Source organism: Rhodococcus sp. KRD175 (assembly GCF_017168275.1).
GTDB classification, from domain to species: Bacteria; Actinomycetota; Actinomycetes; order Mycobacteriales; family Mycobacteriaceae; genus Rhodococcoides; species Rhodococcoides fascians.
Genome location: NZ_JABFAQ010000006.1, coordinates 29,969 through 55,394, shown reverse-complemented (window position 1 = coordinate 55,394; position 25,426 = coordinate 29,969). Strand labels below are relative to the sequence as shown.

Sequence of the window (25,426 nt, the reverse complement as noted above, 5' to 3'; positions counted from 1 at the left end):
CGACACAGCCACAGCGCAGGCCGCAGCGCACCGATGTGCGAGAACGACTGCTCGCCGCAGCGGCCGACGAGTTCACCGAGCGCGGATACGCGGCGGCCAAGCTCACCGACATTGCCGATCGGGCCGGGTTCACGAAGGGGGCCGTGTATTCCAACTTCGATTCCAAGCAAGGGCTGTTCGCCGAACTGCTGGCACAGCGATCACTCGACCTCGCCGCCCGAGTACTCGCTCACGTGTCCGACCTGGACCCGCAGGCGGCTGCGGGAGCCGGCGGCGGCGAAATCGCGTCCTGGGTGGTCGCCGAGCCGCGGTGGCCACTACTGACCGTCGAATTCGGGATTCTCGCGGGCCGTGACCCGGTGATTGCCGAGCGCTACCGCACCGACCGTCGTGCCCTCCGCTCCGAGCTCGAACGACTCATCGCCGATCGAGCGGTGCAGTGGGGTGTGGGGGAGGCGTTCGATGCTCGACGCCTCGCGATGTCCTTGGCTGCGTTGATCTCCGGATTGGCCGTGGAACATTCGGTGGATCCGGAGGAGATCGACCGGTCCGTCATCGCCGATGCCGTGTCGGAACTGTTCGCCGGAGCGATAGCCAGAGCACAGCTCGATTGAGGGCTGCGCTACCGGGTACTCCGGGTTCATGACTGCTCAGAATCCAGAACCCGATGAGACTGCCGGCCTCGAAGCGGGCGGTAGCGTGACGCCGGGCGATACTCCTCCAGCCGAGACAGCAGTCGGTGGGCCCAACCACGAACCGCCGCAGCGCAGTCGCGTGATGCCGATCGTCGTCGTCGTTCTGGTGGCATTGTTGGCGATCGTGATCGCCGGTGGCCTGATCGGTCGAGTTGTCGGCCTGTTCGGCTGATTTCGCGGTGTCAGTACGGCGGCCAGCCGCCTTCGGGACCCAACAGTCGGCCGAGGCGACGGTGATCGATCTCGACCAACTCCCTGCGCATGACCAGCCGTTCGGTCGGTTCGTCGTTGTCGAGTCGATGGCCGAGCTCCATCAGCACGTCCCTGGGTTCGAAACCGTCGGGAGCCATCATCAGGTTCGAGACGTACCGCCAGCCGAATTTCGATTCGTACGCGCGCGCTGCGGTGCCCAGGGCGCTACGTGATTCTGCGTCCATGGTCGTGCACATCTTGTTCGGCTCGGGCAGCGTCGCGGCCAAGGCGTCGATGACGTTGTCGGACAACTCGTTCAGCTCGGCGGCCGCCGCGGTGAACAACTCGTCCCGCGACCGGTACGGGCGGCCGTCGGCGAGACGTGAGGCCCAGGCAACCGAGCAACAGCACTCGTAGAGCGCGTGGACCGCCTTGCGACGCGGCAGATCGTTGAATGTCTCGAGACCCAACCCCTGATGCATCAACATGCATGAATGATGGAAGACCGGAGTCGGTCATTGCCATAGCTGAGCAGGCTCTTAGCGCAGACGTTACTCGGCGTAACACGCCCTGTAGGTACTGCTGCATCTGCCGCTAGGCTTGCAGCATGACCGAACGGAACTGGACCGCATTCTCTGTGGAGATCGCAGACCACATCGCGCACGTGACACTTCTCGGGCCGAACAAGGGCAACGCCATGGGCCCTGATTTCTGGAGCGAATGCCCAGAACTGTTCGACCGACTCGATGCCGATCCAGAGGTACGGGCCGTGGTTCTCGCGGGCTCCGGAAGGAACTTCACCTACGGTCTCGACCTGCCGGCCATGGCCGGAACGTTCGGACCGCTGATGGCCGACCAAGCACTCGCCGGACCCAGGACCACGTTCCACGACACCATCAAGACGATGCAGAAGGCCGTCAACGCCGTGGCGGACTGCCGCAAGCCCGTCGTCGCCGCAGTGCAGGGCTGGTGCATCGGTGGCGGCGTCGACCTCATCACCGCCGCCGACGTGCGATATGCCAGCGCCGACGCGAAGTTCAGCGTCCGCGAGGTGCGTGTCGCGATCGTCGCCGACATGGGATCTCTCGCTCGACTCCCCGCGATCATCGGCGACGGCCACATGCGTGAGCTCGCGTTGACCGGCAAGGACATCGACGCGGCGCGCGCCGAGAAGATCGGCCTGGTCAACGACGTGTTCGAGGACCACGATGCCGTCCTCGCGGCCGCCCGCGAGTGCGCCGCGGCCATTGCTGCGAACCCGCCCCTGGTGGTGCAGGGCATCAAGACCGTCCTCGACCATTCCCGGTCGGCGAGCGTCGACGACTCGCTGAGATTCGTCGCGGCCTGGAACGCGGCTTTCCTCGCCTCGCACGATCTCACCGAGGCCATCACCTCGGTGTTCGAGAAGCGTCCGGCCCAATTCACCGGTAGCTGACGTGGTCGAATACGCCGAAGAGCTGGGTACACAGCTGGTTCGGCTGCAGCGGATTCGGGAGCGCAACATCGCGCAGATCTCGTCCTCGGGCGGCGTCGACGGTGCCGCCTACGTATGCCTGTTCCGCCTGCTGCGCGACGGACCGATGCGGTCCAGCGAGCTCGCCGCGATGGTCAACTCGGACCCGTCCACGGTCAGCAGGCAGGTAGGCCAGCTGGTCGAGCGAGGACACGTCGCTCGGGTACCCGACGAACGTGACGGGCGGGCATTCGTTCTGGCCGCCACCCCGTCCGGTGAGGAAGCTGCAGCCGCCATCCAGCAACGCCGCACCGAGAACCTCGGACGAGTCATCGAAGGATGGGCCGAGGAGGATCGGGCGACGCTGGTCGGACTGCTGGATCGATTCTTGACCGATTACGAGACCATCAGACCGGACCTGCCCACTCAACGCCCGGGTAACGTCTGAGCCTCGGACTCCGAGAACTCGGTGACGACGGTCGAGTCGTTTCGTACGCTCGAGCCCTGCCTCGACGGCCGGGGCGCGACGCCGTCGTACCCGGATGCTCGGACTGCTCGAAACGGACGGAGGGGACGCGATGCCAACCGATCACGACCTACCCTCCCCGTCGTCCGAGATCGGACCCCGATCGGGCTCGATCCGGCTCGAGCGTCGCGTGGCCAGGGGTATCGCAGTGCTCGTCCCGTCGTTCGGAGTGATCGGCGCGATCATCATGCTGTCGGACGACGGTCCGGTGGGCACGACGGCCGTGCTGATCTGCACGATCGTGCTGCTCTCCACCCTGCCGGTGGGAGCGTGGTGGTGGTTACGGTCGGTGGACGCCTCGCACATGCCCGGATGGTTCGTGATCTATGCGGACGTGGGGGTGTCGGGGCTACTGCTGACCTTTGCGGACCGGGACCTGGCTCTGTACGGGGCTGCCCTGTTCTCGGTGATCGGCACCTACATCGCGTACTTCTCCCGCCGCAACGTACTGAAATTTCACACGGCGTTCGTCAACGCAGTCATTCTGCTGCTCGCGGTTCTGGCCGTCCTCGAACGCCCGGACGACCCGGCCTCGATCATCGCGCGCGCTCTCGTCACGGTGCTCGTGGTCAACTCGGTGCTCGCCTTTCGCGCCGTCATCCAACGCCAGCTCGACCTCGCCAACACCGACTCTCTGACGGGCCTGCTCAATCGGCGCGGTCTGGAACTGCGGCTCGAGCGGATGCTGGGCAGATTGGCCGACACTGAATCCGTGGCGTTGATGGTGGTCGATCTGGACCAGTTCAAGCGGGTCAACGACACCTTCGGCCATGCGATGGGTGACCGGGTTCTTCGCCGGACAGCGCGACGGCTGAGCGCTGTCACCGGTAGACGTCCGTGCGTGGCGCGGACCGGAGGTGAAGAGTTCACGATTGCCGTTCCGGTCGACGCCGACTCCGCCAAACACCTGGCCGACGACATTCGCGAGGCGGTGCACGATCCAGGCGACGACGTGCCGGTGACGGTCAGCATCGGGGTCGCGATACTCGATGCCGGCCAGTGGCGGTCGGCCGATTCGTCCTACGAGTCGGCCGAGTTGATGCACAACGGACTGCTCGACGCCGACGCAGCGATGTACGAGTCGAAACACGCGGGTGGAAACAAAGCAACGGTGTACACCGGCACCTGACATGCCGATGTACACCGTTGGTCGTTCCCGGGAAACGTTCTGGGGAGAACGATTCGAACCGTCAGCGCAGAGCGCTCTTCGGGTCGTTCCACAGCTGGTCGGTGAAATCCTCCAACGCGACGAGCACGATAGTGTCCTCGGTGCGCCTGAGAATCGACTTGCTGGCCCGCACCTGAAAGATGTCGCCGGTCTTGTCGGTCATCCGCCACAGGGAGTCCGCACGGGTGGCGACGGTGGTCAGGAACATCTCCGCGACGTTCACGCCCTCCGGAGCTCGATCCGGGAAGATGTCGTGCAGGTGGAAGTCCTCTCGTTCTGTCCGGTCGAGTCCGAACAGATCGTCGAAGGCCTCGTTCGCGAACACGATGGCACCGGTGGGATCGACAGCCAGAATCGGTACCGGGATCCGGTCGAGAACGACGGTCACCGGCAGATCGGGGAACTGGGTCGGGTCCGATATCGGCCGCGACTCCAGATTGCGCCGATCACCGGCGGTGCCGTTGGAAGTGCTGTCGGTCATACGTCTCCCCAAACTGTGGTTCGTCGGCACACGGCCGAAACGAGGTGTTGTGATGCCGAAAGGATCAGTGACCCGGATTGTCCGTCAAACGCTTGAAGGACGCAGCGATTTCGGCCTCGGCTTCTGCGCGACCCACCCAGTCTGCACCGGTGACGTGCTTGTTGGGTTCGAGATCCTTGTAATGGACGAAGAAATGCTTGATCGCGTCGAGCTCGAAGGTCGAGACGTCGCTCAGATCCTGGATGTGATCCCAGCGGGTGTCGCCGGCCGGCACACACAGCACCTTGTCGTCGCCGCCTGCTTCGTCGACCATCTTGAACATGGCCACCGGGCGGGCCTCGACGATGACACCGGGGTACACCGACTCGGGCAGCAGCACCAGCGCGTCGAGCGGATCGCCGTCCTCGCCCAGGGTGTTCTCGATGAAGCCGTAGTCGGCCGGATACGCCATCGCGGTGTAGAGGTAGCGGTCGAGACGAACACGTCCGGTGACGTGGTCGACCTCGTACTTGTTGCGCTGCCCCTTGGGGATCTCGATGGTGACGTCGAACGACACGTGCAGTCCTCACTGTCTTGGTTCGAGCCCGAGCGGGCTCGAGTGGTTTGCGAATGTCTCTATGGTGGCGGCGCAAGGCTACCGGACCCGAGGATACTGTTGACTCGACGATCATGGGTACGACCACGGCAATGACGGAGGAACGGTGGCGGGGCTGACACGGCGATTCCTCGGTCCCATGGCGGGGCGCAGACGCAGGAAGAAGCGGTTGATCCTCACGCTGTGCGCGGTGTTCGTCGTGGTCCTTGCCGTCACGACCGCCGCTCTGGTGCTGCCCAGGGTCTCCGAAAGTGTCGACGCCGCGATCGCACCCCCGCCCGAGACTGTGCTGCCGAACCCGTCGATCACCGCGTTCCCCGACTCCGCCCCGGTGCCGAGCGCAGCCGGTCTCGCAGGCGCGCTCGCACCCGTCGTGGACGACGCCGCGCTCGGCACCTTCACCGGCACCGTGGCCGACGCGCAGACCGGCCAGATCCTGTGGTCGCAGAATCCCGACACGCCCATGACTCCCGCATCGACGACCAAGGTGCTCACGGCAGCGGCCGCGATGCTCGCGCTTCCGTCCGACCACCGCGTCGCGACCCGGGTGGTCCAGGGCAGCGGTGAGGGCAACATCGTGCTGATCGCCGGCGGCGACCCCACGCTCACCGCCCTGCCGGTGGGTACGACCGGGTTCTATCCGGGAGCGGCGCGTATCGACGACCTGGTGGAGCAGATCCGCCGCAGCGGAACCGCAGTGCGCAGCATCAGCGTCGACACGTCCATCTACTCCGGCGACACGATGGCCCAGGGCTGGTTCCCGGCCGACATCGCCGCCGGATCGATCACCCCGATCGAACCGATCATGCTCGACGGCGGCCGCTCGAACCCCCTCGTCGACGAATCGCCGCGCAGCACCACGCCTGCCCTCGATGCCGGCCGCGCCCTCGCCGCGGGACTCGGCGTCGACCCCGCTGCGGTGACGACGGGCAAGGCGGCGGAGGGTGCCGATCAGATCGCATCGGTGCAGTCGGCCCCGTTGCGGGATCGGCTGCAGCAGATGATCTATCGGTCCGACAACGTGCTGGCCGAAGCGGTGGGCCGAGAACTCTCGCTCGAGATGAATACGGCGGCAAGCTTTTCCGGGGCGGTGGCGTCCATCGGCCAGACCCTGTTCTCGGCCGGCTTCGACATGGCGGGTCTGGCGTTGCAGGACGCGAGCGGACTGTCGGTCGACGGCAGGATTCCCGCGCGCCTGCTCGATCAGGTGCTGACGTCGGCAGCCGGGAGCGGCCAACCGGCACTGCGGCCCATGCTCGACTACCTACCGGTCGCCGGTGCCACCGGAACGCTGTCCGATCGGTACGCCTCGGGTGATCGTACCGGTGCCGGCTGGGTTCGCGCGAAGACCGGAACCCTCTCCGCTGCAAGCGCTCTGGCGGGATACGTCGTCGACGTCGACGGTCGGATCCTGACGTTCGCCCTGATGTCCAACGACCGGCCACCCGATGTCAGTCGACCCGCCCTCGATGCCGTCGCATCGACCCTGAGAATGTGTGGTTGCCGATGAGCACCGAAACAGCAACCGCCGACGACAACGGCGCCACGTCCGGGTTCGCCGGCGCAGTCGACTGGGCGGTGGCCGCGAAGGCCGGAGCGAGATTGGCCCGCCCGGGACCGGCCACCTCGCGATACACCGCCGCCGCAGCCGTGGAAGAGCTTGCCGCAGCATCGATTCGGGCCGAGGGGCCGGTGCGGGAGACGACCGGTCTGGCCGACGGTCTGCCGGTGCCCGACGCCCAGGTGGTCGATCGAGCAGGATGGATCGCTGCAGCGGCTGCGTCGATGAAGCACCTCACCGGGGACGAGAACGAGGCACCCCCGACCGGTCTGCTCGGTGGCAAGCCCGCCGGGTTGCAGGCCGGTGCCATGCTCGCGTTCCTGTCCAGTGCCATTCTGGGACAGTACGATCCGTTCACCGGTGAGAGCGGCACCCTGCTGCTGGTCGCACCCAACGTGATCGCCGTCGAACGTGCACTTCGCGTCTCGCCCAGTGATTTTCGACTCTGGGTATGCCTGCACGAGGTGACCCACCGAGTGCAGTTCTCCTCCGCGCCGTGGCTCGGGCAGTACATGCGGGACAACGTCGGATTGCTCTCCGACGGCACCGACGAGCCGATGTCCGATGTCCTCACTCGGCTGAGCGGCGCTCTGAAGGCCAGGAAGAATCCCGGCGGATCCGCCGAGGACGCCGGCATCATCGGTCTGCTCCGCGCGACCCAGCCCGAGCCGCAGCGGCAGGCGATCGACCGGCTTCTCGTTCTCGGAACACTGCTCGAAGGTCACGCCGACCACGTCATGGACGCCGTCGGACCGGCCGTCGTGCCGTCGGTGGTGCAGATCCGCCGCGCATTCGATCGGCGACGCCAACGCAAGGTCAACCCCGTGCAACGCGTCGTCCGCACACTGCTCGGGATGGACGCAAAGATGGCGCAATACGTACGCGGCAAGGCATTCGTCGATCACGTCGTCGGCTCGGTGGGAATGGAACGCTTCAACACGGTGTGGACCGGACCGGACACCCTGCCGTTGCTGTCTGAGATCGAGGACCCGGATGCGTGGGTCGCGCGAGTCCTTGGCTGAGCCTGCGGAACGACCCAAGCTGCCCGAGTCTCCGGCGTTGCTGGAAGTTCGGCGTGCGGTGCGGGGTTGGTTGGCGGCGCATCCCGGCCCGGTAGCGGTGGCGTTGTCCGGTGGTGCGGATTCACTGGCGCTCACTGCGGCGACGGCAGCCGAGGCTTCGAACGTGGCGGCGCTGATCGTCGATCATGGACTTCAGGCGGGATCGGCCGAGGTGGCTGCCGTCGCCGCCGAGCGTGCCCGGTTGCTGGGCGTCGCCGATGCGCGGGTGCTGACGGTGACCGTGGCGGGTACGGGTGGGGTGGAAGCCGCCGCTCGCCGAGCCCGATACGACGCATTGGACGCCGCGCGCGGTGATGCCTCGGTGCTGGTGGCGCACACTCTCGACGATCAGGCCGAGACGGTGCTGTTAGGCCTCGGTCGGGGCTCGGGGCCTCGGTCTATCGCCGGAATGGCAGCGTTCGACGACCCGTGGGGTCGCCCGCTCCTCGGGGTGCGCCGCGCCGTGACGCGAGCCGCGTGCGCGGAGCTGGGACTCGAACCGTTCGAAGATCCGCACAATTCCGATCCCGACTTCACCCGGGTGCGACTACGCCACGAGGTGTTGCCGTTGCTCGAGGACGTGCTCGGTGGGGGCGTCGCTCCGGCTCTGGCCCGCACGGCCGAGCAGCTGCAGGACGACGGCCGGGCGCTCGACGCCATCGCCGCGGCCGTCGTCGATACGAACACGCGCGAGTTGGACGTCTCGGCGATCGAATCGTCCGACCCTGCGATCCGCCGCCGAGTGGTGCGTCGCTGGCTCCTCGGCCGGGGAGTGACGTCGTTGTCGGACCGTCAGATCCGCGCTGTCGATGCGCTCGTCGTGTGCTGGACCGGGCAGGGCGGAGTTGCGCTGCCTGGGGGAACGCCGGAGGCGAGGTTGGTGTGCTCGCGTCGGCATGGCAGGCTGAGCGTCGGCCTGGAGAACGAATGAAGGGAAACCCCGTGTACGAGGGCGACATCGAATCGGTTCTCATTTCCGAGGAACAGATCAAAACACGGACCGCGGAACTCGCAGAGGAAATTGCCAAGCGGTATCCCGAGGGTGCTCCCGAAGGCGACTTGCTGCTGGTCGGCGTTCTCAAGGGCGCGATCATGTTCATGACCGACTTCGCGCGGGCCCTGCCCATCCCGGCGCAGCTCGAGTTCATGGCGGTGAGCTCCTACGGCTCGTCGACGTCGTCCTCCGGCGTCGTCCGGATTCTCAAGGACCTCGACCGCGACATCACCGGACGCCACGTGCTGATCGTCGAAGACATCATCGACTCCGGTCTGACGCTGAGCTGGCTCAAGCGCAACCTGGCGACCCGGTCGCCCGCCTCGCTGTCGGTGGTGACGTTGCTGCGTAAGCCCGACGCGATCAAGGTCGACGTCGAGGTCGCGAACGTGGGCTTCGACATCCCCAACGAGTTCGTCGTCGGCTACGGCCTCGATTACAACGAGCGATACCGCGATCTGCCGTACATCGGTCTGCTGGACCCGAAGGTGTACAGCTGATCCGAGTTCTTTCGGTTCCGCCCGTGTCGCTGCGCTGGACCGTCCGTGAATGGACCATTGCCGCGCCGAGACGTATGCAATGGTCCATCGATCCGGATAGTGTGCGGCGATACACGGGGAACTGCCGGGGGAGTGCAGTCGTTGGAGGGGAAGAAGCGTCGACGCCGACAGGCGCGTGGACGCAGAGCGCCAGGTAAGAGCGAGTCCGATGTCCGAGTCTCGCGGTAGCCTGGAGTATCCGGCGGGCAGGGAGCAGCCAGCGCGCGGGAGCGGACTGAAAGGACACGGCCGAGTCGGCTGAAGCTGTATGAATCGGAAGACAGTAATACGAAATCTCGCCATCGTTTTCGGCATTCTGTTGGTGATCTATGCCTTCAGCTACTTCGGTAACGACACGCGGAACTGGACGTCGGTCGACACCTCGGTGGCGATCGCCCAGCTCGACGACCGCAATGTCGAGTCCGCGCAGATCGACGACCGTGAGCAGCAGATTCGGCTGACCCTCAAAGAGGCCTCCGACGCCACGGACAACGAGAAGCAGATCATCGCGAAGTATCCGGACTCGGCGTCCGAGCAGATTTTCGACAAGGTCGACTCGCAGGGCTTGAACAGCTACAACACCACCGTCACCCAGGAGAGCTGGTTCAGCTCGTTCCTGCTGCTCATCCTCCCGATGGTGTTGATCCTCGGCGTGATCATCTTCGTGATGAGCCGTATGCAGGGCGGCGGCCGCGGCGGTGTCATGGGCTTCGGCAAATCCAAGGCCAAGCAGCTGACGAAAGATATGCCGAAGACCACGTTCGCCGATGTCGCGGGCGCGGACGAGGCTGTCGAAGAGCTCTACGAAATCAAGGACTTCCTGCAGAACCCGGCGCGTTACCAGGCCCTCGGTGCCAAGATTCCGCGCGGCGTTCTGCTGTACGGCCCTCCCGGAACCGGCAAGACGCTGCTGGCGCGCGCCGTCGCAGGCGAGGCGGGCGTCCCGTTCTTCACCATCTCCGGCTCGGACTTCGTCGAGATGTTCGTCGGCGTCGGTGCATCCCGCGTGCGCGACCTGTTCGAACAGGCGAAGCAGAACAGCCCCTGCATCATTTTCGTCGACGAGATCGACGCCGTCGGCCGCCAGCGCGGCGCAGGCATGGGCGGCGGACACGACGAGCGCGAGCAGACGCTCAACCAGCTGCTCGTCGAAATGGACGGCTTCGGTGAGCGCACCGGCGTCATCCTCATCGCCGCCACCAACCGTCCCGACATCCTCGACCCGGCCCTGCTGCGTCCGGGCCGCTTCGACCGACAGATCCCGGTCGGTGCCCCCGACCTGGCCGGCCGTCGAGCGATCCTGAAGGTGCACTCGGCCGGCAAGCCCGTCGCGCAGGATGCCGACCTCGAAGGTCTGGCCAAGCGAACCGTCGGAATGTCGGGTGCAGACCTGGCCAACGTCATCAACGAAGCGGCACTGCTCACCGCTCGTGAGAACGGCACCGTCATCACCGAGGCGTCGCTCGAAGAATCCGTCGACCGCGTCGTCGGTGGTCCGCGCCGCAAGAGCCGCATCATCAGCGAGCACGAGCGCAAGATCACCGCGTACCACGAGGGTGGCCACACTCTCGCGGCATGGGCGATGCCCGACATCGAGCCCGTGTACAAGGTGACCATCCTCGCGCGCGGTCGCACCGGCGGCCACGCGATGACGGTCCCCGAGGACGACAAGGGCCTGATGACGCGGTCGGAGATGATCGCACGCCTGGTGATGGCCATGGGTGGACGCGCCGCGGAAGAGCTTGTGTTCCACGAGCCGACCACCGGAGCGTCCTCGGACATCGACCAGGCCACCAAGATCGCCCGCGCTATGGTCACCGAGTACGGCATGAGCAGCAAGCTCGGTGCCGTTCGCTACGGACAGGAACAGGGCGACCCGTTCCTCGGTCGTTCGATGGGACAGCAGTCCGACTTCTCGCACGAGGTCGCACGCGAAATCGACGAGGAGGTGCGCAAGCTCATCGAAGCCGCGCACACCGAGGCGTGGGCCATCCTCAACGAGTACCGCGACCTGCTCGACACCCTTGCCTCCGAGCTGCTCGAACGTGAGACGCTGACCCGCAAGGACCTCGAGAAGATCTTCCACAGCGTCACCAAGCGCCCGCGCATCACGCTGTTCAACGACTTCGGTGACCGTAAGCCGTCGGACAAGCCGCCGGTCAAGACTCCTCGCGAGCTCGCAGCCGAGCGCGGCGAGCCGTGGCCTCCGGTGCCACCGGCACCGAAACAGCTTCCACCGCAACAGTTTCCGCAGCCCAGCTACGCCGGGTCGCCGCAGCTGACCAAGGGTGGGCAGCAGAACGGCAGCAACGGTTACAACGGCGCACCCACCAACGGCGCCCCCAGCAACGGCGCACCGGGCACCGGCGAGCTCGGACCGAACACGGGTTCCGGTCGACGTAGCGCGCCAGCCCCCGGCGACTACAACGGCGGCGGTTACAACGGCGCCGCCAATGGCGGTCCTGCCAACGGAAGCTACGGGCCGAACACGGGCGGCGGATACTCCGAGGGCTATCGCCGGCCCGAGCCCCGATCGGGTCCCAATGGTTCGGGCCCCGATTACGGCGCTCCCGCCGGCTGGTCGGCACCCGGCTGGCCGCCGCGCGATCAGCCACAGGTGCCGCGCTACCAAGGCCCGTCCACGCCGCCGGCTCAGTACCAGCCTCCGCGTGAGCAGGACTCGGATCAGGGCTACCGTCAGCATCCGACGTATCAGCAGCCGCAGTCCTACCAGCCGCCCCAGCCGCAGCAGTCGTACGACCCGCAGCAGCCGCAGCAGTCGTATCAGCCGCCGCAGTACCAGCCGGATCCGTTCCGGCCGGACGCCGGGGAGCACGGTCGCACGTCCCGGCACGAGCCTCCCTACGGCGAGAATTCCGAGGGCGCGCCGGAGTCGACTCCCACGTGGGAGGTTCCGGAAAGCTCGCACAACTACCCGCTGCCCGGAGACGATCGACCCGCTCATGGTTCGTCGGAGGAGTCGCAACAGGGTGAGCACGGCGACGGTCACGGAAACGACGACGGCGACGCCGGCCCACGCACCCAACGGTGGGAAGGACCGGGCGGCTCACACCGCTAGTCCGATCATTAGGCTGACTGGGTCGACCGTGACGGTCGACCCAGTGCGTCGTTTCGAACCCGTGCTGTTGTTCGTCGGCGAGCCGTTCACACCGAGCAGCACGCCCGCCCAGCTGCCACATTCGCGGAGCCCAACCGGAGGTACGTTCTCGTGTCAGTCAACAGGACCGACGAGTCGACAGGCGACTCGGCAGAAGTCCCAGCAGCCGTGCAATCCGCCGCCCCGCAGCAGGGAATCGTGGAGACGGTGGCCTTTGCCACGGGCGCGGTGTTCGACCAGCCCCGCGCGGAGGCCGCGGTACGCGAGTTGCTCATTGCCGTCGGTGAGGATCCCGACCGCCAGGGCCTGCTCGATACCCCGGCTCGTGTCGCCCGGTCCTACCGAGAGATCTTCGCCGGCCTCTACACCGATCCGGACACCGCGCTGAACACGACCTTCGACGAAGGCCATCAAGAACTGGTTCTGGTTCGAGACATCCCCATGTACTCCACGTGCGAGCACCACCTGGTCTCGTTCCACGGCGTCGCCCACGTGGGATACATCCCCGGCAAGAGCGGCAAGGTGACCGGTCTGTCGAAGCTGGCCCGCGTGGTGGACATGTACGCCAAGCGTCCCCAGGTGCAGGAGCGGTTGACCAGCCAAATCGCCGACGCGTTGATGCGCAAGCTCGACCCACGCGGCGCAATCGTCGTGATCGAGGCCGAGCACTTGTGCATGGCGATGCGCGGTATCCGCAAGCCCGGTGCCAGCACCACCACCTCTGCGGTCCGGGGTCTGCTGCAGTCCAGCGCGGCATCGCGTTCGGAAGCCTTGGACCTGATCCTCCGGAAATGACGGTTCCGGTCCGATCACGATGATTCTCGCGCGCTCCGTTCCCGCTGCGCCCATCGTCATGGGCGTTCTCAACGTGACGGCCGATTCGTTCTCCGACGGCGGTCGCTACCTCGACGTCGACGCGGCCGTCGAACACGGTCTGGCAATGCATCGGCTGGGAGTCGACATCGTCGACGTCGGCGGGGAGTCCACGCGCCCCGGGGCGGACCGCGTCGACCCGTCGGTCGAGGCGCAGCGCGTCGTACCGGTCATCTCGGCGTTGGCCGCCGAAGGCGTGAGCACCAGCGTCGACACGATGCGCGCACACGTCGCCGCTGCGGCGATCGAGGCCGGGGTGTCGATCGTCAACGACGTCTCGGGCGGTCGAGCCGACCCCGCAATGGCCGGCGTGGTCGCGCGAGGCGGACTGCCGTGGATCCTGATGCACTGGCGGGCCGCCGACTCGACGTTCCGGCACACCGGTCCGGCCGATCACTACGACGACGTGGTCGCCGACGTCCGCCGCGAACTGCTCGAGCAGGTCGACCACGCAGTGAGCGCCGGGGTCGACGCGTCGCGGATCGTGCTGGACCCGGGCCTCGGATTCGCCAAGAACGCGGAGCACAACTGGCAGCTGCTGCGCGGACTGCCCATCCTGGTGGAATCCGGTTTCCCGGTTCTGGTGGGTGCGTCCCGCAAACGTTTTCTGGGCTCGCTTCTCGCCGAACCCGACGGTTCACCGCGTCCACCGGACGGCCGGGAGATCGCGACGGCCGTCGTCTCGGCCCTCGCCGTCGCCGGCGGCGCGTGGGGAGTGCGGGTGCACGACGTCCGGTCGTCACTCGACGCGGTGGCCGTCGTGCGGGCATGGCAGGGTGGTCGCGCATGAGCGAGATCAACAGTGCCGCTGCAGGGACTCGTCGCGGCGACCGCATCGAATTGCGCGGGCTGACCGTCCGCGGCAATCACGGTGTCTTCGACTTCGAGAAGCGAGACGGCCAGGACTTCGTCGTCGACATCACCGTCTGGATGGATCTCTCGCCCGCGGCCGAGACCGACGATCTGACTCGGACGTTGCACTACGGCGAGCTGGCCGAACATGCCGCGGCGGTCGTAGCGGGCCCGTCCCGGGATCTGATCGAGACGGTCTCCGCCGAGATCGCCGAGGTGGTGCTCGGTTACGACTCCCGAGTCGACGCGGTGGAGGTGGTGCTGCACAAGCCGTCGGCTCCCATTCCCCTGACGTTCGGCGACGTTGCCGTGGTGGCCTATCGGGAGCGAAAGTGAGCCGTGCAGTGCTGTCGATCGGCAGCAACATCGGCGACTCGATGAGCCACTTGCGTTCTGTCACAACGGAATTGGGTTCGCGCGTGGTGGCGTGCTCGGCCGTGCATCGATCTGCTCCGTGGGGTGGCGTCGAGCAACAGGACTTCCTCAACGCGATCGTGGTGGCCGAGGACGATGCCTACGGCCCGTGGGACTGGTTGCGTCTGGCGCAGCAACTCGAGGAGGCAGCGGACCGCGTTCGAGTGCAGCGTTGGGGACCCCGCAGCCTCGACGTCGACGTGATCGTGTGCGACGACGTCATCAGTGACGACCCGCGCCTGATTCTTCCCCATCCCCGTGCGCACGAGCGCGCGTTCGTGCTGATGCCGTGGCTGGACGTCGAGCCCGACGCCACGCTTCGGGTCGACGGGGCGGACGTGCCGATATCCGAGCTGCTCGAGCGTCTGAGTACGGACGAGCGAGCGGGAGTCGTCCGTCTCGACGGCGACGGTGATCGACTGTGGTGACCAATCCCACCAAGATCTGGGATGTCTTGGGTTTGTTTCTGATCGCCGCAGTGGGCACGTGGCTGCTGGTGCGGGTTTTCTACGGTTCGTTTCCGCCGATCCCGGTGTACGCCGGAGCGTCGCTGTATCTGGTCGCGGTGGTGGAAGTGGTGACCGCGGTGATCGTCCGCAATCGCATCGCCGAGCATCGAGTGGGTACCGGTCTGCACGACCTGCATCCGTTGACGGTCTTCCGGGCGCTGGTGTTGGCGAAGGCGTCGCTGCTGGTGGGAACCGCTCTGGTGGGGGTGTGCGTCGGCTTCCTGGTGTACGTATTGCCACGAGCGGCAACGGTGCGAGCGGCGTCCGCGGACCGAGCCGGAGCGATCGTGGCCCTCGTCGCGGGCCTGGCCGTCGTCGCCGCCGCGGTGTGGCTCGAGCAGTGCTGCCGCACCCCGGAAGATCGGGACGACGAGCGCTCCCGATAACGTATCCGTCCCTCGATCGTTACCTTCGTTGTGCACGTGATCGGTCGGGGATGACCGGATGCGACCGACAGGCCGGTTACCCTTGAGGACATGACAGATCAGACTCGCGCCAAGAAGGGACGCCGAAAGCGGCGTAGTGCGAGCCAGCTGTTCCTCGCGGCGCTCGTCGTGTTCGGCATCGTCGCCAGTGTGCTGTTGTTGTTCAGCGAAAGCGTTCAGTGGATGCGCGTCGGGGTGCTCTCGGCGCTGTGGGCCGCGGTGATCGGTGCGTTCGCGATGACGAAGTACCGCAGGGAAGCGGCTGCGGATCAGACCAAGGCCAAGGACTTACAGACCGTCTACGAACTGCAGCTCGCCCGCGAGATCTCGGCCCGACGCGAGTACGAGATGAGCGTCGAAGCCCGGGTGCGCAACGAGACGCGGTTGGAATCGGACGAGGTCGCTGCGCTGCGTAACGAACTGGCCGCGCTGCGCCAGAACCTACAGGTGCTGTTCGAGGGCAACCTGCCGACCGAACGGGTCGCACTGCGCGCCGAGGCGATGCGGATGCAGGAACTCGGTGGCCGTGGCTACGACAGCTATCAGCCCGCACCGTCCGGGTTGTACGTACGAGGTGGCGGCAACGGCAACGGACCCGCAGGCCCCGGCTTCAACGGCGTGGGCACGCCCTACGACGAGCCGGTCACCGCCGAGACGTCGGTGGTCTATCCCGAGGATCCGGACGAAATGCCCCGCGCGACGGCGGCACCGGACCCCGATTCCCGGTACGCACAGGACGCGTCTGCCGAGCAGGGTTCTGCACCGGAGGGTTCCGACGACGTCACCGACGCCGGGCAGAACGACCGCACCGAGCCGCCGGCCGCGCAGTCACGCCCCTACGGGGCACCGAGGCCGGCCGGGCGGGTGAGCCCGCCTACCTCGCCGTTCACCGCATACAACTTCGAGCAGACGCGTCGACCCGCGGCCGAATCCGAACCGGCCGAATCAGAACCTGTCGAGGACGCCGAACCTGTCGAGGAGGCCCAGCCCCAGCAGGCCCCCGAGCCCGAATCGGCCCAGGAAGAGGCCACGTACCCGGAGTCTCGCCGCTCGCTGCGCGATTCGGCCGATGCGTTCTTCGCAGCCGACCGCGTCGACGACACGCCTGCCGAGGAGACGGCGGATGCACCGCGACGCGGACGCAGGCGCGCCGAATCCCCCGAGGAGGCGTCCGGCGCGCACTCCAACGGCCGTTCCGTCGCCGAGATCATGGCCGGGCTGGCAGGCGGCGATTCGGCCGACACGACGACCACCGACGCAGGCACGCGTCGCCGTCGCCGTCGCGCAGACTGAGAACCAGATCACACCGGTTTCCCATGGCACGTTCGGTGCCGCTGTCGCTAGTGTTCCCTGCAGGACGTCTGGTACCCGCCGAGCGGGACTGGAACGAACGAGAGGAAAATTTCGGTGACCTCATCAGGGTTCACTGGTGGTCTGTCTCCGGCTCGCTTGACCGTGGGTGTCGTCTCCGCCGGTCGGGTCGGTACGGCATTCGGTGAGGCGCTCGAACGCGTCGGACACGTTGTCGTCGGTGCCGCCGCGGTATCGGACGCATCCATCGCGCGAGTACGTGATCGATTGCCCGAGTCGCAGATTCTGCCTGTCGACGAGGTTGCACGTCGCGCCGAACTGCTGATTCTGGCGGTACCGGACTACGAACTGGCCTCGATCGTCGCCGGTCTCGCCGCGACCGGGGCGGTCGCGCCGGGCAAGTTGGTGGCGCACACCTCCGGCGCGAACGGCGTCGCGGTACTGGAGCCGTTGGCTGCCCTTGGCGCGGTTCCGTTGGCAATACATCCGGCCATGACATTCAGCGGCGGACCCGAGGACACCGACCGGATGACGGCGGCGTGCTTCGGCATCACCGCGGGCGACGAGATCGGTTATGCGGTAGCCCAAGCCCTCGTCCTCGAGATCGGCGGCGAGCCGGTGCACGTGCCCGAGAGCAACCGGGCGCTCTACCACGCGGCGCTGGCTCACGGCAGCAATCACCTCGTGACGTTGGTCGTCGACGCGGTCGAGGCACTGCGAGTTGCGTTGGCCGGTCCGGGTTTTCCTGGATCCGATGCCGAACGTGGTGTGCCCGAGCGCGTTCTGGCTCCGCTGCTCGAAGCTGCACTGGACAATGCGCTGCGCAACGGACAATCCGCACTGACCGGCCCGGTGGCCCGAGGCGATACCGCGGCTGTCGGCAAACACCTCGAAGTGCTCGAGGCCGTCGATCCACGGATCGCCGCCGGTTACCGTGCGCTGTCGCTGCGGTCCGCCCAACGTATCGGTGCCGCAGCCGATCTGATCGAGATTCTGGAAGGGAAGCGATGACCCTCGCGGGCAGCTACACGAAGGGGCAGTTGACGGTTCACCACGATCCCGCGGTGATCACGTCGGTGTCCAAGGCCCTACGTGGCGTCGGCAAGCAGGTCGCTCTGGTGCCGACCATGGGCGCATTGCATGCCGGCCACCTGCAGTTGGTGCGCCAGGCGAAGCTCACCGGCGCGGTCGTGATCGTGTCGATTTTCGTCAATCCACTGCAGTTCGGCGTGGGGGAGGACCTCGACGCCTATCCGCGGACCCTCGACACCGATGTCGAACTGCTCCGCGGCGAGGGCGTGGAATTGGTATTCGCGCCGTCCGCGTCGGACATGTACCCGTCCGGGCCGCGCACCACGGTCCATCCCGGTCCGCTCGGTAGTGAACTCGAAGGTGCCAGCAGACCAACGCATTTCGCGGGAATGCTCACCGTCGTGGCCAAGCTGCTGCAGATAGCCGCTCCGCATCGGGCGTACTTCGGGGAGAAGGACTACCAGCAGCTGACGCTGATCCGGCAGATGGTGCGAGACCTGAACTTCGACGTCGCGGTCATCGGAGTCCCGACGGTTCGCGAGCAGGACGGTCTGGCGCTGTCCTCGCGCAACAGGTATCTCGATGCCGAACAGCGTGACGCTGCAATGGCGTTGTCCGCTGCACTCGTGGCCGGGGCGCACGCTGCGGCCGGCGGAGTCGAGGCCATCATCGCCACCGCGCGTGCCGTCCTCGACGAGGCACCACTGGTGCAGGTCGACTATCTGGAGGTGCGCGACCCGCATCTCGGCCCGGCTCCCGAACGTGGGGACGGAAGACTGCTCGTGGCGGCCAAGGTGGGCACCACGAGATTGATCGACAACGTCGGTGTCGCAGTCGGCACCGGTTTCTTGGAGTACCCGGACGATCCGAAAAGTGGAGAGTGACACGATGTTTCGTACCATGATGAAGTCCAAGATCCATCGCGCCACCGTCACGCACGCAGACCTGCACTACGTGGGCTCGGTGACCGTCGATCAGGAGCTGATGGAAGCAGCCGATCTGCTCGAAGGCGAGCAGGTCACCATCGTCGACATCGACAACGGTGCGCGGCTGGAGACCTACGTGATCACCGGTGAGCCGGGCAGTGGTGTGATCGGAATCAATGGGGCCGCAGCGCATCTGGTGAACCCGGGTGACCTGGTCATCCTGATCGCCTACGGGGTCATGAACGAGCAGGAGGTTGCCGACTACGCACCCCGGGTGGTGTTCGTCGACGACAAGAACCGGCCGGTCGAGCTCGGCAGCGACCCGGCTCATGCGCCCGCCGGTTCGGGTCTGATCACGCCGCGCGATCTGCGGGCCGACTCCGTGCTGGTCTGACTCGATGCTTCTCGCAATCGATGTACGCAACACCAGCACGGTGGTCGGGCTCTTCACCGGCACCGGGGATCACTCGAAACTGCTGCGCGATTGGCGTATTCGCACCGATCCCCATGTGACGGCCGACGAGCTGGCGTTCATGTTGCGGGGGTTGTTGGGCGAACAGGCCGAGCAGATCACCGGGGTGACGGCTCTGTCCACGGTGCCGTCCGTGCTGCGCGAGATGCGGACGATGCTCGTGCGCTACTGGGATCACGTGGTGCACGTGGTGGTCGAACCCGGTGTGCGGACCGGGGTTCCGCTGCTGGTCGACAATCCCAAAGAGGTCGGGGCCGATCGCATCGTCAATACCCTTGCCGCACATGATCTGTACGACTCGGCGTGCATCGTGGTGGATTTCGGCACCACCACGTGTGTCGACGTCGTCTCGGCCAAGGGCGAGTTCCTCGGCGGAGCGATCGCGCCCGGTCTCGAAATTTCGGCGTCGGCCATGTCGACTCGCACCGCGACGCTGCGTGAGGTCGAGATGGTGCGGCCGCGATCGGTGCTGGGCAAGAACACCGTCGAGTGCATCCAAGCGGGCACCATCTTCGGTTTCGCCGGCCTGGTGGACGGGCTCGTCGGACGCATCAGACGTGAGGTGCCGGAGGTCAAAGGTACCGGCGTCGCGGTCATCGGTACCGGAGACATCGCTGCGCTGATCCTGCCCGAGTCGACGACCATCGAGCATCATGAACCCGACCTGACGCTGGAGGGTCTGCGACTGGTCTACGAACGCAACATGGCAAAGCGGCGGCCACGCTGAGTGTTTCGGTGAAGCGGGGTAGCGCGTCGGGCGTTCGTGTGTCAGAATCGTCGGCGTGATGACGTGCATGGCCACCCAGGAGTGTTGTCGAGGCTGACCGCTGCCTCGTTCGTTACACACCCCTGGAGTAGAGCTTCATGCTTTCCACACCTGTATTTTCTGCACCCTCCCGACCCCGATCGACCTCGCGGTCGGTCTCGACATTGCCGACTCGGCTGCGTCCTCCCGACCTGCTTCGGATCACCGATCAAGGCGCGGCGGACGTCCTCGAAGGTCGCTTCGACCACCTGCTTCCCGGCGGTGGATTGTGGCCTACCGACGAGCGATGGGCCACTCGCCTGCACTCCGACGACGATCTCGACGTCTGGTTGATCAGCTGGGTTCCCGAGCGATCCACCGAACTGCACGATCACGCCGGATCGCTCGGTGCATTGACCGTCCTGAGTGGTTCTTTGCTCGAATACCGTTGGGCGGGAACCGAACTGAAGGAACGTCATCTCGACGCGGGAGATCAGGCAGCCTTTCCGCTGGGATGGGTGCACGACGTGATGCACGATCCGGCGTCGAACACGACCGGGCCCACCCTCAGCGTGCACGCCTACTCACCGCCGCTGACGGCGATGTCGTACTACGAAGTGACCGAGCGCGCCACGCTGCGCCGTACCCGCAGTGAGCTCACCGCCGAACCCGAGAAGGCCACGAGATGACCATCGTCGAAATGCTCGAATCCGCTCGCGAGACCATCGATCGCATGACCGTCTTCGAGCTCCGTGACGCTGTCGACCGCGGCGCGGTCGTCGTCGACATTCGCCCGCAGGCACAGCGCGCAGTCGAGGGCACCCTGCCCGGTGCGTTGGCCATCGAACGCAACGTCCTGGAATGGCGTCTCGATCCCACCAGTGACGCGCGGCTGGCGATCGCCACCGACCACGACGTCGAGTGGATCGTCATCTGCTCCGAGGGCTACACCTCCTCGCTCGCGGCCGCGTCGCTCAAGCTGCTGGGTCTGCACAAGGCCACCGATCTGGTCGGCGGCTATCAGGCACTGAAGTCGGCCGGGCTGCTAGGGGTGTTGACGCAGGCCAAGCACTGCGTTCGCGAGGCCGAGGCCGTCGCAGCGCACTGATCGTCCCGACAGTCTCGGACTGTAAAGTGTGTGCGCGTGAGTGATACAGCTTCTACCCAGCCGGCCGACGACACCCCGGAGCAGCTACGGATTCGTCGCGCCAAGCGCGCTGCGTTGCTCGAGCGCGGGGTCGAGGCGTATCCGGTGTCGGTTCCGCGGACCCATTCGCTGCTCGAGATCCGCACCCAGTTTCCCGAGCTCGACGCCGACACGACGACCGGCCTGATCGTCGGGGTCGTCGGCCGCGTGATCTTCGTCCGTAACACCGGCAAGCTGTGCTTCGCCACCCTGCAGGAGGGCGACGGCACCCAGCTCCAAGCCATGATCAGCCTGGCAGGTGTCGGCGAGGACGCCCTCGCAGCGTGGAAGGCCGACGTCGACCTGGGCGACTTCGTGTTCGTGCACGGCGAGGTCATCAGCTCCCGTCGCGGTGAGCTCTCGGTGATGGCCGACGCATGGCAGATCGCGTCGAAGTCGTTGCGGCCCTTGCCCGTCGCGCACAAGGAACTCAGCGAAGAGACGCGTATTCGGCAGCGCTACCTGGATCTGATCACGCGTCCGGAGGCCCGAGAGACTGCCCGCAAGCGCATCGCCGTCGTTCGTGAACTGCGTAACGCACTCGAGCGTCGCGGCTTCCTCGAGGTCGAGACCCCGATGCTGCAGACGCTGCACGGCGGTGCCGCGGCCCGGCCGTTCGTCACCCATTCCAATGCGATGGACACGGATCTGTACCTGCGCATCGCGCCGGAGCTGTTCCTCAAGCGCTGCGTCGTCGGCGGCATCGAGAAGGTCTTCGAGATCAACCGCAACTTCCGCAACGAAGGTGCCGACTCCTCCCACTCGCCGGAGTTCGCGATGCTCGAGACCTACGAGGCCTACGGCACGTACGACGACTCGGCGAAGATGACGCGGGAACTCGTCCAGGAAGTGGCGGTGGCCGCACTCGGATCCACCGTGGTCACCCTGCCCGACGGCACCTCCTACGATCTCGGCGGCGAATGGACGACGCTCGAGATGTACCCGTCGTTGTCGGAGTCGCTCGGATTCGACGTCACCCCCGACACCACCGTCGACGAACTGCTCGCGATCGCCGACAAGGTCGGGCTGGAAGTCCCCCGCAAGGACGGCGTCCCGATCTACGGCCACGGCAAGCTCGTCGAGGAACTCTGGGAACACCAGGTGGGCGACGCGTTGACCGAACCGACGTTCGTCCGTGATTTCCCCGTCGAGACGTCGCCGTTGACGCGTCAGCACCGCAGCAAGCCGGGCGTCACCGAGAAGTGGGATCTCTACGTTCGTGGATTCGAGCTGGCGACCGGCTACTCGGAGCTGATCGACCCGATCATCCAGCGCGAGCGCTTCGAGGACCAGGCGCGTCAGGCTGCCGCAGGCGACGACGAGGCGATGGTGCTCGACGAGGACTTCCTCGCGGCCATGGAACAGGGAATGCCGCCGACCACCGGAACCGGTATGGGAATCGACCGTCTGCTGATGGCACTGACCGGCCTCGGCATCCGCGAAACGATCCTGTTTCCGATCGTCAAGCCGTCGCAGGCCTGATCGGAGGCCAGAAAGCTGTTCGCCAGCAGCGGACAGCGATCGGGAAACGTTTTGCAAAGTGCCTGCGTTATGAACAGTAAGCACACGAGGCGGTCCGTCTCGTTGCCGGAGACGCAGTATTTCAGGGGTGGAGGGTCGGCGTTCGTCGCGTCGGCCAACTACAGTGAGACACAGTCTTACCTTCGAATGCACAAGCGACCGAGTGTTCAGGACACTGCGGCGCTGGAAGAACTGGTGGGCGAGCTACCACCCACCGAGAAGTGAGGGAGAGCGATGTTCGAGAGGTTCACCGATCGCGCGCGGCGTGTTGTCGTCCTGGCTCAAGAAGAAGCCCGGATGCTCAACCACAACTACATCGGCACGGAGCACATTCTGCTGGGCCTCATCCACGAGGGTGAAGGTGTTGCAGCAAAGTCTCTCGAGTCGCTGGGCATCTCCCTCGAAGGAGTCCGCAGCCAGGTAGAGGAAATCATCGGCCAGGGCCAGCAGGCTCCGTCCGGTCACATTCCGTTCACTCCGCGCGCCAAGAAAGTACTCGAGCTCAGCCTGCGTGAAGCACTGCAGCTCGGCCACAACTACATCGGCACCGAGCACATCCTGCTCGGCCTGATCCGCGAAGGCGAAGGCGTCGCAGCTCAGGTTCTGGTCAAGCTCGGAGCCGACCTCAACCGCGTGCGTCAGCAGGTCATTCAGCTGCTGTCGGGCTACCAGGGCAAGGAGCCGTCCGAGAGCGGCAGCGGCCGCGGCGAGGCGGGCACCCCGTCGACGTCACTGGTTCTCGACCAGTTCGGACGCAACCTCACCCAGGCCGCGCTCGAAGGCAAGCTCGACCCGGTCATCGGTCGCGCGAAGGAAATCGAGCGCGTCATGCAGGTGCTGTCGCGTCGTACCAAGAACAACCCTGTTCTCATCGGCGAGCCCGGTGTCGGTAAGACCGCAGTCGTCGAAGGCCTGGCTCAGGCCATCGTCAACGGCGAGGTTCCCGAGACGCTCAAGGACAAGCAGCTCTACACCCTCGACCTCGGCTCGCTCGTGGCCGGCAGCCGTTACCGCGGTGACTTCGAGGAGCGCCTGAAGAAGGTGCTCAAGGAGATCAACACCCGCGGCGACATCATCCTGTTCATCGACGAGCTGCACACGCTCGTCGGCGCAGGTGCCGCCGAAGGTGCCATCGACGCAGCGTCGATTCTCAAGCCGAAGCTGGCTCGTGGCGAACTGCAGACCATCGGTGCCACCACCCTCGACGAGTACCGCAAGTACATCGAGAAGGACGCCGCTCTCGAGCGTCGTTTCCAGCCCGTCCAGGTCGGCGAGCCGACCGTCGAGCACACCATCGAGATCCTCAAGGGTCTGCGCGATCGCTACGAGGCACACCACCGCGTCTCGATCACCGACGGTGCACTCGTTGCTGCCGCCACTCTGGCCGACCGGTACATCAACGATCGGTTCTTGCCCGACAAGGCAATCGACCTCATCGACGAGGCGGGCGCGCGGATGCGCATCCGCCGGATGACCGCGCCGCCAGACCTGCGTGAGTTCGACGACAAGATCGCCGACGCACGCCGGGAGAAGGAATCGGCCATCGACGCACAGGACTTCGAGAAGGCTGCGAACCTGCGCGACAAGGAGAAGACCCTCGTCGGTCAGCGTGCCGAGCGGGAGAAGCAGTGGCGTTCCGGTGACCTCGACGTCATCGCCGAGGTCGACGACGAGCAGATCGCCGAGGTCCTCGGAAACTGGACCGGCATCCCCGTCTTCAAGCTCACCGAGGAAGAGACCACGCGTCTGCTCCGCATGGAAGACGAGCTGCACAAGCGGATCATCGGCCAGGTCGAGGCAGTCAAGGCGGTCTCGAAGGCGATCCGTCGTACCCGTGCAGGTCTGAAGGACCCGAAGCGCCCGTCGGGCTCGTTCATCTTCGCCGGCCCGTCCGGTGTCGGTAAGACCGAGCTGTCGAAGGCACTGGCCAACTTCCTGTTCGGTGAGGACGACGCGCTCATCCAGATCGACATGGGCGAGTTCCACGACCGCTTCACCGCCTCGCGTCTGTTCGGTGCTCCTCCCGGATACGTCGGCTACGAAGAGGGTGGCCAGCTCACCGAGAAGGTCCGCCGCAAGCCGTTCTCCGTCGTGCTGTTCGACGAGATCGAGAAGGCCCACTCGGAGATCTACAACACGCTGCTTCAGGTCCTGGAAGACGGTCGCCTGACCGACGGACAGGGACGCACGGTCGACTTCAAGAACACCGTGCTGATCTTCACCTCGAACCTCGGTACCGCAGACATCTCGAAGGCTGTCGGTCTCGGCTTCTCCTCGGGTGAAGGCACCGGCTCGAACTACGAGCGCATGAAGCTCAAGGTCAACGACGAGCTGAAGAAGCATTTCCGCCCCGAGTTCCTGAACCGTATCGACGACATCGTCGTGTTCCACCAGCTCACCCGAGACGAGATCATCCAGATGGTCGATCTCATGCTCAACCGAGTCGAAGGTGCGCTCAAGAACAAGGACATGGCGATCGAGGTCACCGAGAAGGCCAAGTCGTTGCTGGCCAAGCGTGGATTCGACCCCGTACTGGGTGCACGGCCACTGCGTCGCACCATCCAGCGCGAGATCGAGGACGCGTTGTCGGAGAAGATCCTCTTCGGCGAGATCGAAGCCGGCCAGATCATCCTGGTCGACGTCGAGAACTGGGACGGCGAAGGAGCAGGCGAGGACGCGAAGTTCACGTTCCGCGGTGAGAAGAAAGCCATCATCGTCCCCGACGAGGTTCCGGTCGACCTGGCCAAGGCCGCCGGAGACAGCGACAGCGAGTAAGT

General features: G+C 66.0%; 27 protein-coding genes. 24 read left to right on the top strand and 3 right to left on the bottom strand.

From position 1 onward, the window contains the following. Positions 1-35 precede the first annotated feature (35 nt). Both J1M81_RS11820 and J1M81_RS11815 read left to right on the top strand, forming a co-directional pair. On the top strand, positions 36-614 hold the full coding sequence (locus J1M81_RS11820) for a TetR/AcrR family transcriptional regulator (protein WP_032373887.1): 579 nt from the start codon (positions 36-38) through the stop codon (positions 612-614). Positions 615-642: 28 nt separating this feature from the next. Next, positions 643-867: a DUF6480 family protein gene (locus tag J1M81_RS11815; protein ID WP_032399605.1), complete on the top strand. Its 225-nt coding sequence runs from the start codon at positions 643-645 to the stop codon at positions 865-867. Positions 868-877: 10 nt separating this feature from the next. On the opposite strand, the gene J1M81_RS11810 is transcribed toward J1M81_RS11815, so the two are convergent. Beyond that, positions 878-1,375 (bottom strand): 2-oxo-4-hydroxy-4-carboxy-5-ureidoimidazoline decarboxylase, encoded by a 498-nt coding sequence (locus tag J1M81_RS11810; RefSeq protein WP_032369380.1) that lies wholly within the window; start codon positions 1,373-1,375, stop codon positions 878-880. Between the two features lie 119 nt (positions 1,376-1,494). Between J1M81_RS11810 and J1M81_RS11805 the strand changes: the two genes are divergently transcribed. The 3 genes from J1M81_RS11805 to J1M81_RS11795 all read left to right on the top strand — a co-directional run bounded on the left by J1M81_RS11805 (position 1,495) and on the right by J1M81_RS11795 (position 3,995). Beyond that, the gene (locus J1M81_RS11805; RefSeq protein WP_032373857.1) at positions 1,495-2,322 is read left to right on the top strand and encodes a crotonase/enoyl-CoA hydratase family protein; all 828 of its coding nucleotides are present in this window, start codon (positions 1,495-1,497) and stop codon (positions 2,320-2,322) included. Between the two features lies 1 nt (position 2,323). Continuing rightward, positions 2,324-2,788, top strand: a complete 465-nt coding sequence (locus J1M81_RS11800) for a MarR family winged helix-turn-helix transcriptional regulator (RefSeq protein WP_032399604.1) — start codon at positions 2,324-2,326, stop codon at positions 2,786-2,788. Between the two features lie 130 nt (positions 2,789-2,918). Further along, positions 2,919-3,995 (top strand): GGDEF domain-containing protein, encoded by a 1,077-nt coding sequence (locus tag J1M81_RS11795; RefSeq protein WP_032373888.1) that lies wholly within the window; start codon positions 2,919-2,921, stop codon positions 3,993-3,995. Positions 3,996-4,056: 61 nt separating this feature from the next. On the opposite strand, the gene J1M81_RS11790 is transcribed toward J1M81_RS11795, so the two are convergent. Both J1M81_RS11790 and J1M81_RS11785 read right to left on the bottom strand, forming a co-directional pair. After that, positions 4,057-4,515, bottom strand: coding sequence for a PAS domain S-box protein (locus J1M81_RS11790; protein WP_032399603.1), 459 nt, complete (start codon positions 4,513-4,515; stop codon positions 4,057-4,059). Positions 4,516-4,579: 64 nt separating this feature from the next. Next, positions 4,580-5,071 (bottom strand): inorganic diphosphatase, encoded by a 492-nt coding sequence (locus tag J1M81_RS11785; RefSeq protein ID WP_027494378.1) that lies wholly within the window; start codon positions 5,069-5,071, stop codon positions 4,580-4,582. Between the two features lie 178 nt (positions 5,072-5,249). Between J1M81_RS11785 and dacB the strand changes: the two genes are divergently transcribed. The 19 genes from dacB (at position 5,250) to J1M81_RS11690 (ending at position 25,424) form a co-directional block, all read left to right on the top strand. Continuing rightward, the gene (dacB, locus tag J1M81_RS11780; protein WP_045841637.1) at positions 5,250-6,620 is read left to right on the top strand and encodes a D-alanyl-D-alanine carboxypeptidase/D-alanyl-D-alanine-endopeptidase; all 1,371 of its coding nucleotides are present in this window, start codon (positions 5,250-5,252) and stop codon (positions 6,618-6,620) included. Beyond that, entirely contained in the window at positions 6,617-7,693 is a 1,077-nt protein-coding gene (locus J1M81_RS11775) for a zinc-dependent metalloprotease (RefSeq protein WP_052061339.1), read from the top strand. The genes dacB and J1M81_RS11775 overlap by 4 nt, the downstream gene beginning before the upstream one ends. Beyond that, positions 7,665-8,663, top strand: coding sequence for a tRNA lysidine(34) synthetase TilS (tilS, locus tag J1M81_RS11770; RefSeq protein ID WP_206498076.1), 999 nt, complete (start codon positions 7,665-7,667; stop codon positions 8,661-8,663). The genes J1M81_RS11775 and tilS overlap by 29 nt, the downstream gene beginning before the upstream one ends. Positions 8,664-8,674: 11 nt before the next feature. Next, positions 8,675-9,226, top strand: a complete 552-nt coding sequence (gene hpt, locus J1M81_RS11765) for a hypoxanthine phosphoribosyltransferase (protein ID WP_027494374.1) — start codon at positions 8,675-8,677, stop codon at positions 9,224-9,226. Between the two features lie 307 nt (positions 9,227-9,533). Continuing rightward, the gene (gene ftsH / locus J1M81_RS11760; protein ID WP_032399601.1) at positions 9,534-12,344 is read left to right on the top strand and encodes an ATP-dependent zinc metalloprotease FtsH; all 2,811 of its coding nucleotides are present in this window, start codon (positions 9,534-9,536) and stop codon (positions 12,342-12,344) included. Positions 12,345-12,551: 207 nt separating this feature from the next. Beyond that, entirely contained in the window at positions 12,552-13,178 is a 627-nt protein-coding gene (gene folE, locus J1M81_RS11755; RefSeq protein WP_063216838.1) for a GTP cyclohydrolase I FolE, read from the top strand. A gap of 19 nt (positions 13,179-13,197) precedes the next feature. Beyond that, a complete protein-coding gene (gene folP, locus J1M81_RS11750; protein WP_230593387.1) occupies positions 13,198-14,046 on the top strand; it encodes a dihydropteroate synthase in 849 nt (282 codons plus the stop codon). Continuing rightward, a complete protein-coding gene (gene folB, locus J1M81_RS11745) occupies positions 14,043-14,444 on the top strand; it encodes a dihydroneopterin aldolase (protein ID WP_045841635.1) in 402 nt (133 codons plus the stop codon). The genes folP and folB overlap by 4 nt, the downstream gene beginning before the upstream one ends. Further along, positions 14,441-14,950, top strand: a complete 510-nt coding sequence (gene folK / locus J1M81_RS11740; RefSeq protein WP_032399600.1) for a 2-amino-4-hydroxy-6-hydroxymethyldihydropteridine diphosphokinase — start codon at positions 14,441-14,443, stop codon at positions 14,948-14,950. Before folB ends, folK begins: the two co-directional genes overlap by 4 nt. Next, on the top strand, positions 14,947-15,417 hold the full coding sequence (locus tag J1M81_RS11735) for a DUF3180 domain-containing protein (RefSeq protein ID WP_032369421.1): 471 nt from the start codon (positions 14,947-14,949) through the stop codon (positions 15,415-15,417). The genes folK and J1M81_RS11735 overlap by 4 nt, the downstream gene beginning before the upstream one ends. A 90-nt stretch (positions 15,418-15,507) precedes the next feature. After that, positions 15,508-16,749 carry a DUF6779 domain-containing protein gene (locus tag J1M81_RS11730; protein WP_196250972.1) on the top strand — a complete coding sequence of 414 codons (1,242 nt, stop codon included), beginning with the start codon at positions 15,508-15,510 and terminating at the stop codon, positions 16,747-16,749. Positions 16,750-16,863: 114 nt separating this feature from the next. Next, positions 16,864-17,778 (top strand): Rossmann-like and DUF2520 domain-containing protein, encoded by a 915-nt coding sequence (locus J1M81_RS11725; protein WP_032364477.1) that lies wholly within the window; start codon positions 16,864-16,866, stop codon positions 17,776-17,778. Continuing rightward, positions 17,775-18,683: a pantoate--beta-alanine ligase gene (gene panC, locus J1M81_RS11720; RefSeq protein WP_032399599.1), complete on the top strand. Its 909-nt coding sequence runs from the start codon at positions 17,775-17,777 to the stop codon at positions 18,681-18,683. The genes J1M81_RS11725 and panC overlap by 4 nt, the downstream gene beginning before the upstream one ends. Before the next feature lie 4 nt (positions 18,684-18,687). Next, entirely contained in the window at positions 18,688-19,119 is a 432-nt protein-coding gene (gene panD / locus J1M81_RS11715; RefSeq protein ID WP_032399642.1) for an aspartate 1-decarboxylase, read from the top strand. A 4-nt stretch (positions 19,120-19,123) separates the two neighbouring features. After that, positions 19,124-19,924 (top strand): type III pantothenate kinase, encoded by an 801-nt coding sequence (locus tag J1M81_RS11710; protein ID WP_032382184.1) that lies wholly within the window; start codon positions 19,124-19,126, stop codon positions 19,922-19,924. Positions 19,925-20,061: 137 nt separating this feature from the next. Beyond that, entirely contained in the window at positions 20,062-20,631 is a 570-nt protein-coding gene (locus tag J1M81_RS11705; RefSeq protein WP_080729990.1) for a cysteine dioxygenase family protein, read from the top strand. Then, positions 20,628-21,050, top strand: coding sequence for a rhodanese-like domain-containing protein (locus tag J1M81_RS11700; RefSeq protein ID WP_032364474.1), 423 nt, complete (start codon positions 20,628-20,630; stop codon positions 21,048-21,050). The genes J1M81_RS11705 and J1M81_RS11700 overlap by 4 nt, the downstream gene beginning before the upstream one ends. Before the next feature lie 36 nt (positions 21,051-21,086). Continuing rightward, on the top strand, positions 21,087-22,610 hold the full coding sequence (gene lysS / locus J1M81_RS11695) for a lysine--tRNA ligase (RefSeq protein ID WP_032373866.1): 1,524 nt from the start codon (positions 21,087-21,089) through the stop codon (positions 22,608-22,610). A gap of 273 nt (positions 22,611-22,883) precedes the next feature. Further along, on the top strand, positions 22,884-25,424 hold the full coding sequence (locus J1M81_RS11690; protein ID WP_032364473.1) for an ATP-dependent Clp protease ATP-binding subunit: 2,541 nt from the start codon (positions 22,884-22,886) through the stop codon (positions 25,422-25,424). The last annotated feature ends 2 nt before the right edge of the window (positions 25,425-25,426 follow it).

Coding starts and splice junctions, on each gene's coding strand:
- folP (WP_230593387.1), top strand. CDS start 13,198: ATGATTCTCGCGCGCTCCGTTCCCGCTGCGCCCATCGTCATGGGCGTT.
- J1M81_RS11810 (WP_032369380.1), bottom strand. CDS start 1,375: ATGTTGATGCATCAGGGGTTGGGTCTCGAGACATTCAACGATCTGCCG.
- J1M81_RS11690 (WP_032364473.1), top strand. CDS start 22,884: ATGTTCGAGAGGTTCACCGATCGCGCGCGGCGTGTTGTCGTCCTGGCT.
- panD (WP_032399642.1), top strand. CDS start 18,688: ATGTTTCGTACCATGATGAAGTCCAAGATCCATCGCGCCACCGTCACG.
- J1M81_RS11795 (WP_032373888.1), top strand. CDS start 2,919: ATGCCAACCGATCACGACCTACCCTCCCCGTCGTCCGAGATCGGACCC.
- ftsH (WP_032399601.1), top strand. CDS start 9,534: ATGAATCGGAAGACAGTAATACGAAATCTCGCCATCGTTTTCGGCATT.
- folB (WP_045841635.1), top strand. CDS start 14,043: ATGAGCGAGATCAACAGTGCCGCTGCAGGGACTCGTCGCGGCGACCGC.
- dacB (WP_045841637.1), top strand. CDS start 5,250: ATGGCGGGGCGCAGACGCAGGAAGAAGCGGTTGATCCTCACGCTGTGC.
- J1M81_RS11815 (WP_032399605.1), top strand. CDS start 643: ATGACTGCTCAGAATCCAGAACCCGATGAGACTGCCGGCCTCGAAGCG.
- J1M81_RS11790 (WP_032399603.1), bottom strand. CDS start 4,515: ATGACCGACAGCACTTCCAACGGCACCGCCGGTGATCGGCGCAATCTG.
- J1M81_RS11775 (WP_052061339.1), top strand. CDS start 6,617: ATGAGCACCGAAACAGCAACCGCCGACGACAACGGCGCCACGTCCGGG.
- J1M81_RS11730 (WP_196250972.1), top strand. CDS start 15,508: ATGACAGATCAGACTCGCGCCAAGAAGGGACGCCGAAAGCGGCGTAGT.
- tilS (WP_206498076.1), top strand. CDS start 7,665: ATGCGTGGGTCGCGCGAGTCCTTGGCTGAGCCTGCGGAACGACCCAAG.
- J1M81_RS11705 (WP_080729990.1), top strand. CDS start 20,062: ATGCTTTCCACACCTGTATTTTCTGCACCCTCCCGACCCCGATCGACC.
- J1M81_RS11700 (WP_032364474.1), top strand. CDS start 20,628: ATGACCATCGTCGAAATGCTCGAATCCGCTCGCGAGACCATCGATCGC.
- J1M81_RS11710 (WP_032382184.1), top strand. CDS start 19,124: ATGCTTCTCGCAATCGATGTACGCAACACCAGCACGGTGGTCGGGCTC.
- J1M81_RS11805 (WP_032373857.1), top strand. CDS start 1,495: ATGACCGAACGGAACTGGACCGCATTCTCTGTGGAGATCGCAGACCAC.
- panC (WP_032399599.1), top strand. CDS start 17,775: ATGACCCTCGCGGGCAGCTACACGAAGGGGCAGTTGACGGTTCACCAC.